Raw genomic sequence first — 16,333 nt, forward strand, 5'->3', positions numbered from 1 at the left:
TCCAGCTTTTTCAATGACTTACCAAAGAGCTAGATTGGACAAACATTCGTTTGTCAGAAGCAGCCGGCTTTCGCCGGAATGACGGCTTGTTCAGACCTTACCCTAAAGGATGCAGCCCAGCGTCACGCGGTCGCGTTGTTCAAGGTCACGCGCGGTTTCGACTTCGACAAACCCCGCATCGACCAGTAACACGCGCACCGCATCGCCCTGCTCCCAGCCGTGTTCCAGCAACAGCCAGCCGCTCGCTGCGAGATGGCGCGGCGCAGCGCGGACGATGCGGCGGATCGCATCCAGCCCGTCCGCACCGGATGCAAGCGCGCTGGCCGGTTCGAAGCGAAGATCGCCTTCGCCCAGATGCGGATCACCCTCGGCGATGTAAGGCGGGTTGCTGACGATCAGGTCGAAGCGTTCGTTGCCGAGTGCCTCGCACCAGTCGCCACGGCGGAACCAGACATTGTCGATGCCGTTGCGCCGTGCATTGCCCACCGCCACCGCCAGCGCGGCCTTGCTGGCATCGGTGGCGATCACTGCCGCCTTCGGGCGTTCCCTGGCGATGGCAAGCGCAATCGCGCCGCTGCCGGTGCCAAGGTCGGCCACGCGCGCGGGTTCGTCCATCGGCAAGCGCGCCAGCGCCAGTTCCACCAGCAGTTCGGTTTCCGGGCGCGGGATCAGGGTTGCCGCGTTGACGTCCAGTTCCAGTGTCCAGAAGCCCCGGCTGCCGGTCAGGTAGGCCACCGGCTCGCCAGCGGCGCGGCGCTCCAGCAGGGCATCGAAACGGGCCGCGGCATCGGCCTCCAGCGTGTCACCGGCATGCGCGAACAGCCAGCTGCGCGGACGCTGCAAGACGTGCGCCAGCAGCAGGTCGGCATCGGTGGCGTCGATCCGCTGGCGCGCGCGGGCCAATGCATTTGAAATCGTGGTCGGGACTGCATCCATGCGTGGATGTTAGCGGCGCAGGCTTGCGGGGCTGGCATCCGTGCATCATTTCAATAGACTATATCTATCAATCGCATTTCAATAATCGATTTTCAATATCAATCGAAGCCCACTAATCTTGCCGTCCATCGCAACACCCGTTCCACCCACATTTCATCCCCCCAACACAAACAGAGGAACCCCCCGATGTCCCTGATCAACACCAAGGTTCAGCCGTTCAAGGCCAATGCCTTCCACAACGGCAAGTTCGTCGAAGTCAGCGACGAGAGCATGAAGGGCAAGTGGTCGGTCGTGATCTTCATGCCCGCCGCCTTCACCTTCAACTGCCCGACCGAAGTCGAGGACGCCGCCGCCAACTACGCCGAGTTCCAGAAGGCCGGCGCCGAGGTCTATATCGTCACCACCGACACCCATTTCTCGCACAAGGTGTGGCACGAGACCTCGCCGGCGGTGGGCAAGGCGCAGTTCCCGCTGGTCGGCGACCCGACCCACCAGCTGACCCGCGCGTTCGACGTGCATATCGACGAGGAAGGCCTGGCCCTGCGCGGCACCTTCATCATCGATCCGGAAGGCACCATCAAGACCCTGGAAATCCACGACAACGCGATTGCCCGCGACGTCGCCGAGACCCTGCGCAAGCTGAAGGCCGCGCAGTTCGTCGCCAGCCACCCGGGCGAAGTGTGCCCGGCCAAGTGGAAGGAAGGCGCGCAGACGATCAAGCCGTCGCTCGACCTCGTCGGCAAGATCTGATTGCGCCTGCTGTCATCCCGGCGCAAGCCGGGATCCAGCTCTTCCGAAACATCGAAATGAAGAACTGGGTTCCGGCTTTCGCCGGAACGACGGGCTTGTTTTGACCGAAATCTGGAGCACGCCATGTTGGACGCCGATCTCAAGACCCAGCTCGCCGCCTATCTGGAAAAACTGCAGCAGCCGATCGAACTTGTCGCCTCGCTGGACGATTCCGATGCCGCGCGCGAACTCGACACGCTGCTGGATGAAATCGCCGCACTGTCGCCGAAGATTTCCCGCGCGGTCGGCAGCGATGCGCGCAAGCCTTCGTTCCTGATCCGCCGCGCCGGCAGCGATGTGCAGGTGGGCTTCGCCGGTATTCCGCTGGGCCACGAGTTCACCTCGCTGGTGCTGGCGCTGCTGCAGGTCGGCGGGCATCCGGTGAAGATCGACGAGGCACTTGCCGCGCAGGTGCGCAACTTGCCGGGTGAGTACAACTTCGAGACGTTCATGTCGCTGCATTGCCAGAGCTGCCCGGACACGGTGCAGGCGCTGAACGCGATGAGTGTGCTCAATCCGCGCATCCGCCACATCGCCATCGACGGCGCGCTGTTCCAGAGTGAAGTTGAGGCGAAGCAGATTTTGTCGGTGCCGACGATTTACATGAACGGCGAAGAGTTCGACGCCGGGCGCATGAGCATCGAACAGATCGTGGCGAAGCTGGATACTGGCGCAGCGGCGCGCGCTGCCGAAGAACTGAAGCAGCGCGAACCCTATGACGTGCTGGTGGTCGGCGGCGGCCCGGCGGGCGCGGCGGCGGCGATCTATGCCGCGCGCAAGGGCATCCGCACCGGCATCGTCACCGAGCGTTTCGGCGGACAGGTGCTGGACACGATGGCGATCGAAAATTTCCCGTCAGTGGAGTACACCGAAGGCCCGAAGCTGGCGGCGTCGCTGGAAGCGCATGTGCGCAGCTACGGCGTGGACATCATCACCGCGCAGCGCGCCAGCGCATTGCATCCTGCCGCGCGCGAAGGCGGGCTGGTCGGCATTGAACTGGAAAGCGGCGCAACGTTGCAGGCAAAGACGGTGATCCTGTCCCCCGGCGCGCGCTGGCGGCAGACCGGCGTGCCCGGCGAGGCCGAGCATCGCAACAAGGGCGTGACCTACTGCCCGCACTGCGATGGCCCGCTGTTCAAGGGCAAGAAGGTGGCGGTGATCGGCGGCGGCAATTCCGGCGTGGAAGCGGCCATCGACCTTGCCGGCATCGTTGAACACGTCACCTTGCTGGAGTTCGACGGCAGGCTGCGCGCCGACGAGGTGCTGCAACGCAAGCTGCACAGCCTGCCCAACACCACCGTCCACGTGAACGCGCAGACCCAGGAGATGGTGGGCGATGGCAGCAAGCTGACCGGCTTGCGCTTCACCGACCGCACCAATGGCGAAGTCAGTGATCTGGAACTGGCCGGCGTGTTCGTGCAGATCGGCCTGCTGCCCAATACCGACTGGCTGAAGGGCGCGGTGGAATTGAGCCCGCGTGGCGAGATCGTGGTCGATGACCGCGGCCATACCAGTCTGCACGGCGTGTTTGCGGCGGGCGATGCCACCACCGAGCCGTACAAGCAGATTGTGGTGGCGATGGGTTCGGGTTCGACCGCCGCGCTGTCCGCGTTCGACTTCCTGATCCGCCATTCGGCTCCGGCGCAAGCCGAAGCACAGGCGGCCTGAGCCATGAACCTGCGCGACCTCAACTATCTGGTCGCGCTGGCCGACCTGCGTCATTTCGGCAAGGCGGCGGATGCCTGCTTCGTCAGCCAGCCCACGCTGTCCACCCAGATCAGGAAGCTGGAGGAAGAGCTTGGCGTCACCCTGATCGAACGCGCGCCGCGCAAGGTGATGCTGACTGCCGCCGGGCAGGACATGGTGCAGCGCGCGCGGCGGATCGTGGCCGAAGTCGAGCAGATGAAGGAAGCCGCGCGACGCAGCAAGGATCCGGAATCCGGCACGCTGCGGCTGGGCGTGTTCCCCACCCTTGCGCCGTATCTGCTGCCGCATGTGGTGCCGGATTTGCGCGAACGCTTCCCGCAACTCGTGCTGCTGCTGGTCGAGGAAAAAAGCGACGTACTGCTGCAACGCCTGCGCGAAGGCAAACTGGACGCCGCGTTGCTGGCGCTGCCGGTACACGATGAGCAACTGCATGCGCAGTTCCTGTTCGAGGAACCCTTCGTGCTGGCTGCACCACAGCACCACGAACTGGCGAAGAAGAAGCAGCTGGACATGGATCAGTTGTCCGACGAAACCCTGCTGCTGTTGGAAGACGGCCACTGCCTGCGCGATCAGGCGCTGGACGTGTGCCGCCTGTCCGGCGCGCAGGAAAAGGCCGGCTTCCGCGCCACCAGTCTGGAAACCCTGCGGCAGATGGTGGCCGCTGGCGTGGGCGTGACCCTGCTGCCGGCGCTGTCCGTACACGAACCCATCGTGCAGCCTGCCGGCATCAAGCTGGTGCCGTTCCGCAAACCGGCACCCAGCCGCCGCATCGCGCTGGTGTGGCGCAAGTCCTCGGCACTGGATGGCTTCCTGCACACGCTGGCCGATGCCATCGGCGCGCGGGCGCGAGCGCAATTGTCATAGGGCAGATCCAAGCCCGCATCCACGACCGTCGGGCGTCCGCTCCGCCGCTCGAAATGCGGCGTCGCGTTCCACCCAACGCTCTTGCCGCAGCGTTTACGGCATTGCGTCGATGCCAACAGGACAAGCCACGCCGGTGCCGCCCAGTCCACAATAACCAAACGGGTGCTTCGACAGGTATTGCTGGTGTTCGTCTTCTGCGTAATGGAACGTCGGCGCAGGAAACACGATCTCGGTGGTGATCGCGGCATGCCCGGCATCGCGCAACCGCTGCTGGTAGGCATCGCGGCTGGCGATGGCGGCATCGAACTGCGCCTGCGTGCTGCAATGGATAACGGAGCGGTATTGCGTACCGATGTCATTGCCCTGACGCATGCCCTGGGTGGGATCGTGGTTTTCCCAGAATGTCCTCAGCAACGCATCGAAGGCGATATCGGCAGCGGCGTATGCCACCAGCACGACCTCGGCATGGCCGGTTTCGCCGGAGCAGACTTCCTCGTAGCTCGGATTCGGCGTGTAGCCACCGGCATAACCAACGGCGGTGGTGAACACGCCGGGCAGCGCCCAGAACTTGCGCTCCGCGCCCCAGAAGCAGCCCATGCCGAACTGCACCAGTTGCAGGCCATCGAATGCGCAGGCAATCGGCCGGCCATGCACGTGATGCACGTTGTGGATCGGCATTGGCGCGTCACGACCCGGCAATGCGCGGGCGGGATCGACCATGCGTTGCTTCCAGCCACCGATGCCCAGCATGCGAATGCCCTCGCCTTCAGTCCGCGTATGTCGAAGCCGCGCAGATACGGTTGCGCCCTTCGTCCTTGGCCCGGTATAGCGCCTTGTCCGCGCGCGCCAGCAATTGCCCGGCGCTCTCGTCGGTCTGTCGCCACGCGCCCAGCCCAACGCTGATCGTCAGCCGCAGCGTTTCACCCTGCCAGCGCAGCGGCGCGCGTTCCACCGCCTGGCGCAGGCGCTCGCCCACGATCCGCGCGGCAGCGGCATCCAGCCCCGGCAGCAGGATCAGGAACTCCTCGCCACCGTAGCGTCCCAGTACGTCCTCGGCGCGCAGGCCGGCCTGCAGCATCTTCGCGACCTGACGCAGGCATTCATCGCCACAGGCATGGCCGTGGGTGTCGTTGATCTTCTTGAAGTAGTCCAGGTCGATGAACAGCAGTGACAACGGATGCCCGGCGTGGCTGGCGGTGAACTCGGCAGCCAGCCTGCGATCCAGCGCGGCGCGGTTCATGCAACCGGTGAGTTCGTCGGATTCGGCGGAACGGCGCAGGTTCAGGTTGGCACGCGCTTCCTCCAGATGCTGCACCGCCGCCGACGCCATTTCCGCCAGCACCTGACGGTCGGCATCGGTCACGTCGATGCGGCTGGGCAGCACCAGTGCCGCCCAGCCGGGCGATGCCACCCGGATCGGCACGACAAGGTAGCGGTCGGCATGGCCGTCGCGGGCAAGGCTGACCTGTTTTGGCGCGCGCTCCATCGCGCAGCCGTGAACCACAGGGCGCGACATCTGCACCGCGCGCGCGGTATCGGTGGGGCGTGCCACCGCCTGCACGAACAATTGTTCCTGCCCCCAGCAACGCTCGGCCACCACCAGACCTTCATCGGTACCCAGCAGTTGCCCGGCATGGCCACCCAGCAGGCGCAGCGCGACCGACGCGATGCGATCCTCTGGCGCATCGCGCAGCACGCCCTGCAGGCTGCGCAGCAGGCTGGTGCGCACCTGTTCGCGGCGCAGGCGCTCCTCGCTTTCGAGCCGCGCCGTGGTTTCATCAACCAGCTTCCGGCGCACCACGCCAACCCGGCTGCTCATGCCCACGAAGATCACCAGCGATGCCAGCACCAGTGCAAACTGATAGCCGTTGCGCGTGAGCATGCTGTCATCCAGCAAGCCACGAATCATCGCCAACTGCGCGATCGCGCTCACGAACAGCGCCAGCAACGCCACCGCCGTGGCCATCGCCATCGGAATGCCGCGCCGCGCGGCATCGACCGTTGCAACCAGGCCTGCCAGCGCTGCCGCGACCCATGCCAGCGTGGTGACGAATTGCAGCAAAGGCAGTATCGCGCGCAATGGCACCAGGGCAAGCAACAGCGGGACGGCCGTCAGCAGCAGCAACTTCGGCAGGCTGCGCACCACGCGCGATGCCGAATTGCCGACCTCGGCGAAACGCAGCATCAGCCACAGGCCTGCAACGCTGAACAACGCCATCGACATCCAGAACCAGCGCACGCCCAGGACACCCAGCGCGGCAAGCCCGGTCAGGTCATAGACATGCCCCTGGATGGTCGCCGCAAACAGCAGTGCAGTCAGCGCGTGGATTGCGTGCATCAGGAACAGGTCGTCGCGCACTGCCCAGTACAGGCTCAGCGACGTGACCAGCAGGGTGATCCATGCGGCATACAACGCACTGGCAAACACCATTTGCCGCGCGGTGAGCTGCAACGCGCTGTCCACGCTCATCACCCGTGGCGTGGTCACGGCATCCACACCGGGCCCGATGGTCAGCTGGAAACTTTGCGGGCCAACCTTGCTGACCGGCAGCAGGAAGACATGGCCTGCAGGCGCGAAATCATCGCCCTTCGACGGGGTGAAGAAGCCGGGCAGTTCCTCTTGCCACGGCCGCCCGGCGGCATCCAGGCCATCCAGCCGCAGCGATTCCACCGGGTCACGCGGCAACCACAGCACCCAATGCCCCGGGAACCCCTTCGGCAGGTTGAAACGCAAGTTGGCAACCCGTGCGCCTCCTGCGACATCCGCCATCGGGATTCGTCCATGCACCGGCTCGCCCTGCACGAACGGGGTGGACTGCACGATCACCGGCACTTCCGCATTCAGCGGTGCATCGGCGCGCACCAGCCACAACAGGGTCATGCCCAGCACCACCAGCACGGACAAGGCCGCAAGCATCGGGAGCAATCGTTTCAGGGCTGGCCCGTCCAGGGCCGGCGTCTTCAAGGCGGGCATGCAGCCCCCTCGATGTCGTCCACCGCGTCGATGCAGCCCGTCAATGCCCGGCCATGCACGAATGCCGGCAAACCTTCGGCCTGCAGTGCCTGCGGCACCGATTGGGCGTCGATCAGATTGGCGGCTTCATAGACGGTGTGCATTGACCCCTCCCCCCGAGAGGCTTTAAGCATGAATCGTGCCATATCCTTGGAAACGTGTCCGGGATCACCCTCCGCTACACTTGGCAGCTGTCCAGAACGCCTGTTTCCCCGTGTCCTCCAATCCCTCACAGAACGCTGCCGACGCCCCGACCCGGACGGATTTCATCCGCCAGATCGTCCGCGACGACCTCGCCGCCGGCAAACACGCCGCCATCAAGACCCGTTTCCCGCCGGAGCCAAACGGCTACCTGCACATCGGCCATGCCAAGGCGATCTGCCTGGATTTCGGGGTGGCGGCGGAGTTTGGCGGCAGTTGCAACCTGCGGCTGGACGATACCAACCCGGCCAGGGAAGACCCGGAGTACGTGCGCGCCATCCAGGACGACGTGCGCTGGCTGGGCTTCGACTGGGCCAGTCTGCGCCATGCCTCGGACTACTTCGGCGTGCTGTACCTGGCTGCCGAAAAATTGATCCGGCAGGGCGACGCCTTCGTCTGCGACCTCACCGCCGAGGAAGTGCGCGAATACCGTGGCACGCTGACCGAACCGGGCCGCAATTCGCCCTACCGCGAGCGATCCGTGGAGGAAAACCTCGACCTGTTCCGGCGCATGCGCGCGGGCGAGTTCGCCGACGGCGCGCGCACCCTGCGCGCGAAGATCGACATGGGCAGCGGCAACATCAACCTGCGCGACCCGGCGCTGTACCGGATCAAGCACGTCGAACACCAGAACACCGGCAACCAATGGCCGATCTACCCGATGTACGACTACGCGCATTCGCTCAGCGACGCGATCGAAGGCATCACCCATTCGCTGTGTACGCTGGAGTTCGAGGACCACCGCCCGCTGTACGACTGGTGTGTCGATAAGGTGGATCTGGCGAACAACCCCGACCTGCTGGAACCGCTGCTCGCCCACGGCCTGCCGAAGGAAGCCGGCAAGCCGCGACAGATCGAGTTTTCGCGCTTGAACTTCAATTACCTCGTGATGAGCAAGCGCAAGCTGCTGGCGATGGTGGATGACAAGTTGGTCGATGGCTGGGACGATCCGCGCATGCCGACGCTGCAGGGCATCCGCCGCCGTGGTTACACGCCCAGCGCGCTGCGCCTGATGGTGGAGCGCGTCGGCATCAGCAAGCAGAACTCGCTGCTGGACATCAGCATCCTGGAAGGTGCGCTGCGCGATGATCTGGACGCGCACGCGCCGCGTCGCATGGCCGTCATCGACCCGCTGAAAGTGGTGCTGACCAATCTCGATGCGGCGTTTGATGAAACATTGACCTTCGCCAACCATCCGAAGGACGCGGCGCAGGGCGAGCGCGGCATCCCGTTCTCGCGCGAGCTGTGGATCGAGCGCGAGGACTTCGCCGAAGTACCGCCGCCCGGCTTCAAGCGCCTGACCGTGGGTGGTGACGTGCGCCTGCGCGGTGCCGGCATCGTCCGTTGCGATGAAGTGGTGAAGGACGGCGCAGGCAATATCATCGAACTGCGCTGCACGCTTGATCCCGAATCCCGCCCCGGCATGGAGGGCGCGAACCGCAAGGTGAAGGGCACCATCCACTGGGTCAGCGCGAAGCATGCCGTCGCGGCGGAAATCCGCCTGTACGACCGCCTGTTCATCGTCCCCAATCCGGACACCGACGAAGGCGGCAAGACCTATCGCGACTACCTCAACCCCGAGTCGCGCCGCGTCGTCACCGGCTTTGTTGAACCTGCCGCCGCACAGGCCGCGCCGGAGCAGGGCTATCAGTTTGAGCGCCTTGGTTACTTCGTCGCTGACCGCTACGACCACCGCGCCGACAAGCCCGTATTCAACCGCAGCGTGACCCTGCGCGACACCTGGGCAGGCAAGTGATGTTGTACGCGCAGGTGCATCTCACCCTGCCCGCATGGGTACACGACGCGGTCGATCCGGCGCGCGCCTATCCATCCGATGCGGACAAGGTGGCGCTTGCCATCGAACTGTCGAAGTTGAATGTCGAAGCGAACTCCGGCGGCCCGTTCGGCGCGGCGGTGTTCGGCCCGGACGACCGCATCATCGCGGTGGGCGTGAACCGCGTGGTGCCGCATGCATGCAGCGTGGCGCACGCGGAAATGATGGCCTACATGCTGGCGCAGGGCCGCACCCAGCGCCTGCGCCTGAACCGCGATGCCAACGACAACGCCATCGGCCCGATCACGCTTGCCACCTCCTCCCAGCCCTGCTGCCAGTGCTACGGCGCAACGGTGTGGGCCGGCATCGACCGCCTGCTGATCGGCGCACGCGCGGCTGACGTGGAGGCATTGACCGAGTTCGACGAAGGCCCGCTGCCGGCGGACTGGATTGGCGAATTGCACAAGCGCGGCATTGAAGTCATCCGCGATGTCGAGCGCGATGCCGCCTGCGCGGTGCTGAAGGCCTATGGCGAACAAGGCGGGCCGAACTATTGACGGCCTCTGCCAGCCCTGTAGAAGCGCAGCTTGCTGCGCTTTGCGTGACGCCATGCGGAGCAAGCTCCGCATCTACGAAACCGTGTAACGCCTGTCCTGCAAGGCAATGATGACGATGTCGGGTTTACTCGGTTATTGCAGGCAGGGCTTCGAACCGGAACTCGCGGCGGAGCTGACCGAGCGCGCCGCCGAAGCAGGTTTTGCGGGCTATGCACGTACGCAGCGCGACAGCGGTTTCGTGGTGTTCGTTTGCGACGAGGCAGATGCGCTTTCGCGCGCGCTGCCATTTTCCTCGCTGATCTTTGCGCGGCAGAAGCTGCGGCTGATCGCGGAATTGCAGGGGCTTGATCCGAAAGACCGCATCGCGCCGATGATTGAAGCGTTGCACGGCCAGCCGATGTTCGGCGAATTGGTGATGGAGCATCCGGATTCCGACGCCGGCAAACCGCTGGCCGGGCTTGCTCGCAGTCTTGGCAATGCATTGCGTCCGGCACTGCGCAAGGCGGGCTTGCTCGCCGCGCAGGACGATGAACGCTTGCCGCGCCTGCATGTCTGCTTCGTCACAGGTGACCACGCTTTCCTCGCCATCAGCCAGCCCACTGACAGCGCGCCATGGCCGCTCGGCATCCCGCGCCTGCGCATGCATGCGGATGCACCCTCACGCTCTGCACTGAAGCTGGAAGAAGCGCTGTTGGTGCTGCTTACAGAACGAGAGCGTGCATCACTGCTGCGCGATGGCATGCGCGCCGCCGACCTCGGCGCGGCACCCGGCGGCTGGACCTGGGTACTGACCCGCCACGGCCTGCGCGTGCAGGCCATCGACAACGGCCCGCTGCGCCAGCATGTTCTGGATACCGGCCTTGTCGAACACCTGCGCGCCGATGGTTTCAGTTGGCAGCCGCAGCAGCCGCTGGACTGGATGGTCTGCGACATGGTGGAACAGCCGCGCCGCGTGGCCGAGCGCATGGCGACATGGCTGCGCGAGGGCTGGTGCCGCCACGCGATCTTCAACCTGAAACTGCCGATGAAGAAGCGCTGGCAGGAAACGCGGCTCTGCCTTGATCTGTTTGCGCAGCAGGCGCAAAGGCCACTGACTATCCGGGCGAAGCAGCTTTATCACGACCGCGAAGAGATCACGGTGTTCGTGACAGCACCCCGACCATAGGGTGGGGTTCACCCCACCAACCTGCGCGACACATGCTCGGCCATTCATCCACCCTCATCCGCCTTCGGCACCTTCTCCCGCCAGCGGGAGAAGGAAAACATCAAACGCCCGCCGCATGCCGCCACAACGCACGCGCCAGCGGCGGCACTTTCCCGGCAATGCCCAGCGCATGCCCGCGCAGCAGCGTGGGCAGCAAGGCGTCATTGCTGTAGGCGCGGTTGATCGCTTCGAAGGCATGCGCGTTCACCGCGTTTTCGCTGCGTCGCGTGCGCGCCCAGCGCGCCAGCCGCGAAGGTGATGCGATATCGCCGCCCTTCGCCTTCGCATCGCGCAGCATCGCTTGAAGCGCGGAAACATCGCGCAGGCCAAGGTTCACGCCCTGCCCGGCCAGCGGATGCACGACGTGAGCGGCATCGCCCAGCAGCAGCACGCGACCAGCGACGTGACTCTTCGCCAATTGCCTGCTCAGCGGGAATGCGGCACGCGGCGATTGCAGCGTGAAGCAGCCAAGCTCGCCGCCGAAGGCCTGCGCCAGTTCGCGCCCGAACACATCGTCATCGACCGCAAGCAAGCGCGTCGCCTCGGCATCCGGCAGTGTCCACACGATGGAACCCAGCCGCCCGCGCAAGGCTGCATCGCCATCGGCATTGCATGGCAGCAGTGCAACCGGGCCGGTCGGCAGGAAGCGCTGCCAGCAGGTGTCGCGATGCGGCGCTTCGCTGGCGACGAAGGCAACCAGCCCGCGCTGCCCATAGTCATGTGCGCTGGTTTCGATGCCGGCAAGCTGGCGTAGCGCCGACTGCCCGCCATCGGCGGCGATGGCGAGCTTTGCATCGAGCATCACGCCATCGTCCAGCCCAACACGCACGCCGCCTTCGTCCTGCTCCAGCGTTTCGATGCCGGCAGGGCAATGCAGGCGCACGCCCGCCGCCGGCAGCGCCTGCCACAGCGCATCGACCAGCAGGCCGTTTTCCACGATCCAGCCAAGCTGCGGCTGGCCCAGTGCATCGGCATCGAACACCAGCGGATCGCCGCCTGCCGCATCCCAGACGCGCATGCCGCGATACGGCTGCACCCGCGCTGTCGCGACCTGCGGCCACACGCCAAGATCGCCGAGCAGCGCGGCGTTGTCCGGGGCGAAGGCATACACGCGCAGGTCGCGCGTCTCGCGCCGCCACGGTGCGGGCCGCTTCGGTTCCACCAGGGCGACTTGCAGGCCTTCGCGCGCCAGCATCAGCGCAGTGGCCGCGCCGACCACGCCGCCGCCGGCGATGACTGCATCCAGCATCCCGCGCCGATTCATGCCGCCGCCTTTCGACACAACGCCGGCACATCGCCGCGATACCCCATCGCGCCGCCAACCAGCCAGCCCTGCAACCAGCCCATTGCATCGCCCGCCACCAATCCGGCGCTGCGCAGCGGGCGCAGCAGCGGTGCATCGTTCGATGTGAGCTTCGCCAAGCCATCCGAAAACGCCAGCGTGCGGCTGCGGTCATCGCTGCGGCGCGCGGCATAGCGCGCGAGCATCGCGGCATCGCCCGGATCGCTTGCAGCTTCAATACATTCGGCCAGGGTCAGCGCATCGCGCAGGCCGAGGTTGAAGCCCTGCGCGCCGAGCGGATGCAGCGACTGCGCGGCATTGCCGACCACCACGCCGCGCGATGCCGTCAGCGCATCGGCCATGCAGCCGACGATGGGATAGGCGCTGCGCGGGCCGACCGCGAGGAAGCGCCCGGCGCGCCAACCGAAAGCGTGCTGCACGCGGGCGAGGAAGGCATCGTCATCGAGCGCAGCCACGGCGTCCGCTTCGTCGCGCGGCACGCCATGCACCAGTCCGTAATGCCCATCGCCGCGCGGCAGCAGCGCAGTCGGGCCGTGATCGGTCAGGCGTTCATACGCAGTGCCGTCGGGCGCGCGCTGCGTACGCAGGCGGGTGACGAACAGGGTCTGCGCGTAATCGTGTTCATGTGCATTGATGCCGAGTGCGTCGCGCACCGCGCTGCGGCTGCCGTCGGCGGCGACGACAAGCCTTGCGCCGATCTGCCGTTCGCCGTTGTCATCCGCGATGCGAATGATGCGGTGTGCTGCATCGGCATCACCCAAGCCGATGAAGCGCGCAGGACGATAGCGAGTCAGGTGCTTCAATTGCAGCAGCCGCGCCTCCAGCGCCTCGCCGAAATCACGCGCCACCACCACCCGCCCGAACGCCTCGCGACCATGCGCGGCGGCGTCCAGCTTCACCCGCCCGAAATCACCGGCACGGCTGATGTGGATGCGCCGGATCGGCCCGGCCGGCGCGCGCAGCAGCGGCAACACGCCAAGTGCGTCCAGCGCGTTGACGGTGGCCTCGGCGAAACTGAGATTGCGCTGGTCGAAGACCGCGGGCAACGCGCCGGCCGGCGTGGCCTCGACCATGCCAACGTCCAGCGCCAGTGCGTCCAGCGAGATGGCAAGGCTGGCACCCACCAGCCCGCCACCCACGATCAGCACATCGTGAATGGGAGTTCCGCTGGGGGCGCCTGTGACCATTGCGCTATGCTACCGGCTTCGCTGATTGCATCGAAATCACACAGCCATGAATCGTCCTGCATCGCTCGCCGCCGGCCCGCTCACGCTTGCCGCGCTGATCTTCGTCGCGGCGCTGACCCGCATCATTCCGCATCCGCCGAACTTCTCGCCGATCGAGGCCATCGCGCTGTTCGGTGGCGCGTATTTCGCCAACCGGCGCATGGCCATCGCCGTGCCATTGCTGGCCATGCTGGTATCCGACATCGCGCTGGCCGCGACCAAGGGTTCGACCTATCTGGAATACGTCACCAGCCTGGCCTATCTGCCCAGCCTGGTCGCCATCTATGCCTGCGTGCTGCTGTCCACGCTGCTCGGCTTTGGCCTGCGCGGCATGGTCACGGGCGGTCGCGTGCTGGGCTACTCGCTGGCAGGTTCCCTGCTGTTCTTCGTAGTCACCAACTTCATGGTATGGGTCAGTGCGCTGGTGATCCCGGGCTATCCGGCCTGCAACGCTGGCCTGCTGGCGTGCTACGTCGCCGGCATCCCGTTCTTCCAGTGGACGGTGCTGGGCACGCTGTTCTACGCGGCGCTGCTGTTCGGCGGCTTTGAACTGCTGCGCCGGTACAACCCGGCGCTGCACGCGCAGACGGTCTGACGCCCCTCATCCGCCTTCGGCACCTTCTCCCCGCATGCGGGGAGAAGGAAAAGCAGAAAAGACATGGGCAATCGTCTTTCGAAGATCTACACCCGCACCGGCGATGACGGCAGCACCGGGCTGGGCGACGGTTCGCGCACCGGCAAGGATTCGGCGCGAGTCGCGGCGTATGGCACGGTGGATGAAGCCAATTCCTGCATCGGCCTGCTGCTGGCAAGCGATCTGCCGGACGACATCCGCGAACTGCTGACCCGCATCCAGCACCAGTTGTTCGATCTGGGCGGCGAGCTGTGCATCCCCGGCCATGCGGCGATTTTCGATGCCGACATCGATGCGCTGGAAGCGCGGCTCGACCACTACAACGACGACCTGCCGCCGCTGAAGGATTTCATCCTGCCCGGCGGCGGCGAAGCGGCGGCACGCTGCCACATCGCCCGTACCGTGGTGCGCCGCGCCGAGCGCGAGACGGTGGCGCTTTCGCGGGTGGAGGACGTGCGCCCGCAGGCGGTGCGCTACCTCAACCGCCTGTCCGACCTGCTGTTCGTGCTGGCGCGCGTGCTGGCCCGCGCCAGCGGGCATGGCGAAGTCCTCTGGGCGAAGCAACGCCGCTAGCCGATGCCCTATCGGCATCGGCTGCGTTGCCGAGCGACCGGCCATGGATGGCCGGGCCGGGGTATCCGCAGTCCATACTGCTGCGCCATGGATGGCATCTTCGGAGTCAATCGAAGCGATGCGGATTTACACTCACTCAGCCTGTCTGGATCACGACACCGGCGCAGGACACCCCGAGCGTCCCGAGCGCCTGAGCGCGGTCACCGATGCGCTGCGCAAGGCACTGCCCGCACTGGAATGGCATGACGCCCCGCGCGCGACACGCGGCCAGTTGCTGCGCGTGCATGCGCCGGAACTGCTGGATGCGGTGCTGGAAACCCGCTCACCGGAACTGGTGCGGCTCGACCCGGATACCGTGCTTTCGCCCGGTTCGGCGCAGGCTGCGCTGCATGCCGCAGGCGCGGGCGTTGCCGCCGTCGATGCCGTCATCGCCGGGCATATCCCGCGCGCGTTCTGCGCGGTGCGCCCGCCCGGCCACCACGCTACTGCCGACATCGCGATGGGCTTTTGCCTGTTCAACAACGTGGCGGTGGCGGCGCGCCATGCGATTGACAAGCATGGGCTGGAGCGGGTCGCCATCGCCGATTTCGACGTTCACCACGGCAACGGCACGCAGGCGATCTTCGAACGCGATGCCCGCGTGTTCTACGCCAGCTCGCATCAGTGGCCGCTGTACCCGGAGACCGGCGCGCGACACGAAACCGGCGTTGGCAACATCCGCAACGCGCTGCTGCCGGCAGACGCCGAGGGTCTGCGCTTCCGCCGCGCGTGGGAGGAACTGCTGCTGCCGGCAATGGACGATTTCCGCCCGCAACTGCTGCTGGTGTCCGCCGGCTTCGACGCACACTGGCGCGACCCGCTGGCGCAGTTGCGCCTGCAGGCGGAGGACTTCGACTGGATCACCCGCGAACTTGTGCAGCTTGCAAACCGCCACTGCGGCGGGCGCATCGTGTCCACGCTGGAAGGCGGCTACGACCTGGACGCACTGGCCGAATGCAGCGTGGCGCACGTCGCCGCACTGGGCGGCTGAAGCACGTTCAGGCCGGTTCCGGCTGGAAGGCCAGCGCCGCCGAATTGATGCAGTAGCGCAAACCCGTGGGCGGCGGGCCGTCCGGGAACACATGCCCGAGGTGCGAGTCGCAGCGTGCGCAGCGCACTTCGACGCGCTGCATGCCGTGGCTGTCGTCGGCATGCTCGGCAATCACGCCCGCTTGCAGCGGGCGCACGTAGCTGGGCCAGCCGCTGCCGGAGTCGTATTTGTCGGCCGATGCGAACAGCGCAGCGCCGCAGGCCACGCAGGCGTAGGTGCCTGCTTCCTTGTGATCCCAGTACTTGCCGGTGAACGGAGGCTCGGTGGCCGAGCAACGGCAGACCGCGTACTGCTGCGGGTCGAGGCGTGCGCGCCATTGCGCGTCGGTGCTGGGCAGATCGTGGCCGGCCATGGGTGAAAGGCTCCTTCTTGCGCCGATGCGCAGGGTGGACCATACCCTGCGCAGCGGGCGTGAAACGCGGCGCTGTTTGCCGCTTCAGGCCGGTTCCGGCAAGCTAACCG

General features: G+C 66.0%; 16 protein-coding genes. 9 read left to right on the plus strand and 7 right to left on the minus strand.

Annotation, left to right across the window (positions count from 1 at the left end):
- Positions 1 to 102 precede the first annotated feature (102 nt).
- Positions 103 to 936 (minus strand): peptide chain release factor N(5)-glutamine methyltransferase, encoded by an 834-nt coding sequence (gene prmC / locus QM612_RS08550; protein WP_415253477.1) that lies wholly within the window; start codon positions 934 to 936, stop codon positions 103 to 105.
- A gap of 186 nt (positions 937 to 1,122) precedes the next feature.
- Between prmC and ahpC the strand changes: the two genes are divergently transcribed.
- From ahpC to oxyR, 3 genes are all read left to right on the plus strand, one after another.
- Positions 1,123 to 1,686 carry an alkyl hydroperoxide reductase subunit C gene (gene ahpC, locus QM612_RS08555; protein WP_415253478.1) on the plus strand — a complete coding sequence of 188 codons (564 nt, stop codon included), beginning with the start codon at positions 1,123 to 1,125 and terminating at the stop codon, positions 1,684 to 1,686.
- A gap of 123 nt (positions 1,687 to 1,809) precedes the next feature.
- Positions 1,810 to 3,393, plus strand: coding sequence for an alkyl hydroperoxide reductase subunit F (ahpF, locus tag QM612_RS08560; protein ID WP_415253479.1), 1,584 nt, complete (start codon positions 1,810 to 1,812; stop codon positions 3,391 to 3,393).
- A 3-nt stretch (positions 3,394 to 3,396) separates the two neighbouring features.
- A complete protein-coding gene (oxyR, locus tag QM612_RS08565; protein ID WP_415253480.1) occupies positions 3,397 to 4,296 on the plus strand; it encodes a DNA-binding transcriptional regulator OxyR in 900 nt (299 codons plus the stop codon).
- Positions 4,297 to 4,389: 93 nt separating this feature from the next.
- Here the strand turns inward: oxyR and msrA are convergent, their stop codons facing one another.
- From msrA to QM612_RS08580, 3 genes are read right to left on the minus strand one after another with little or no spacing between them, the layout of a single operon-like run.
- Positions 4,390 to 5,046: a peptide-methionine (S)-S-oxide reductase MsrA gene (msrA, locus tag QM612_RS08570; protein ID WP_415253481.1), complete on the minus strand. Its 657-nt coding sequence runs from the start codon at positions 5,044 to 5,046 to the stop codon at positions 4,390 to 4,392.
- A 16-nt stretch (positions 5,047 to 5,062) separates the two neighbouring features.
- Positions 5,063 to 7,213: a diguanylate cyclase gene (locus QM612_RS08575; protein WP_415253482.1), complete on the minus strand. Its 2,151-nt coding sequence runs from the start codon at positions 7,211 to 7,213 to the stop codon at positions 5,063 to 5,065.
- Between the two features lie 44 nt (positions 7,214 to 7,257).
- Positions 7,258 to 7,413: a hypothetical protein gene (locus tag QM612_RS08580; protein WP_415253483.1), complete on the minus strand. Its 156-nt coding sequence runs from the start codon at positions 7,411 to 7,413 to the stop codon at positions 7,258 to 7,260.
- A gap of 110 nt (positions 7,414 to 7,523) precedes the next feature.
- On the opposite strand from QM612_RS08580, the gene QM612_RS08585 reads away from it, so the two are divergent.
- The 3 genes from QM612_RS08585 (at position 7,524) to rlmM (ending at position 11,006) form a co-directional block, all read left to right on the plus strand.
- A complete protein-coding gene (locus QM612_RS08585) occupies positions 7,524 to 9,266 on the plus strand; it encodes a glutamine--tRNA ligase/YqeY domain fusion protein (protein ID WP_415253484.1) in 1,743 nt (580 codons plus the stop codon).
- On the plus strand, positions 9,266 to 9,841 hold the full coding sequence (locus QM612_RS08590) for a nucleoside deaminase (protein WP_415253485.1): 576 nt from the start codon (positions 9,266 to 9,268) through the stop codon (positions 9,839 to 9,841). The genes QM612_RS08585 and QM612_RS08590 overlap by 1 nt, the downstream gene beginning before the upstream one ends.
- Positions 9,842 to 9,956: 115 nt before the next feature.
- Entirely contained in the window at positions 9,957 to 11,006 is a 1,050-nt protein-coding gene (gene rlmM / locus QM612_RS08595; RefSeq protein ID WP_415253486.1) for a 23S rRNA (cytidine(2498)-2'-O)-methyltransferase RlmM, read from the plus strand.
- A 100-nt stretch (positions 11,007 to 11,106) separates the two neighbouring features.
- On the opposite strand, the gene QM612_RS08600 is transcribed toward rlmM, so the two are convergent.
- Both QM612_RS08600 and ubiH read right to left on the minus strand, forming a co-directional pair.
- A complete protein-coding gene (locus tag QM612_RS08600; RefSeq protein WP_415253487.1) occupies positions 11,107 to 12,309 on the minus strand; it encodes an FAD-dependent oxidoreductase in 1,203 nt (400 codons plus the stop codon).
- Positions 12,306 to 13,535: a 2-octaprenyl-6-methoxyphenyl hydroxylase gene (gene ubiH, locus QM612_RS08605; protein ID WP_415253488.1), complete on the minus strand. Its 1,230-nt coding sequence runs from the start codon at positions 13,533 to 13,535 to the stop codon at positions 12,306 to 12,308. The genes QM612_RS08600 and ubiH overlap by 4 nt, the downstream gene beginning before the upstream one ends.
- Positions 13,536 to 13,581: 46 nt before the next feature.
- On the opposite strand from ubiH, the gene QM612_RS08610 reads away from it, so the two are divergent.
- From QM612_RS08610 to QM612_RS08620, 3 genes are all read left to right on the plus strand, one after another.
- Positions 13,582 to 14,169 (plus strand): DUF6580 family putative transport protein, encoded by a 588-nt coding sequence (locus QM612_RS08610; RefSeq protein ID WP_415253489.1) that lies wholly within the window; start codon positions 13,582 to 13,584, stop codon positions 14,167 to 14,169.
- Between the two features lie 63 nt (positions 14,170 to 14,232).
- Complete coding sequence (locus QM612_RS08615; protein ID WP_415253490.1) at positions 14,233 to 14,781, plus strand: cob(I)yrinic acid a,c-diamide adenosyltransferase; 549 nt, start codon at positions 14,233 to 14,235, stop codon at positions 14,779 to 14,781.
- Positions 14,782 to 14,899: 118 nt separating this feature from the next.
- Entirely contained in the window at positions 14,900 to 15,811 is a 912-nt protein-coding gene (locus QM612_RS08620) for a histone deacetylase family protein (protein ID WP_415253491.1), read from the plus strand.
- A gap of 7 nt (positions 15,812 to 15,818) precedes the next feature.
- Here QM612_RS08620 and msrB read toward each other — a convergent pair whose 3' ends face one another.
- The gene (msrB, locus tag QM612_RS08625) at positions 15,819 to 16,223 is read right to left on the minus strand and encodes a peptide-methionine (R)-S-oxide reductase MsrB (protein ID WP_415253492.1); all 405 of its coding nucleotides are present in this window, start codon (positions 16,221 to 16,223) and stop codon (positions 15,819 to 15,821) included.
- Between the last annotated feature and the right edge of the window lie 110 nt (positions 16,224 to 16,333).

It is taken from the genome of Thermomonas sp. (genome assembly GCF_047606765.1).
Lineage (GTDB): Bacteria > Pseudomonadota > Gammaproteobacteria > Xanthomonadales > Xanthomonadaceae > Thermomonas.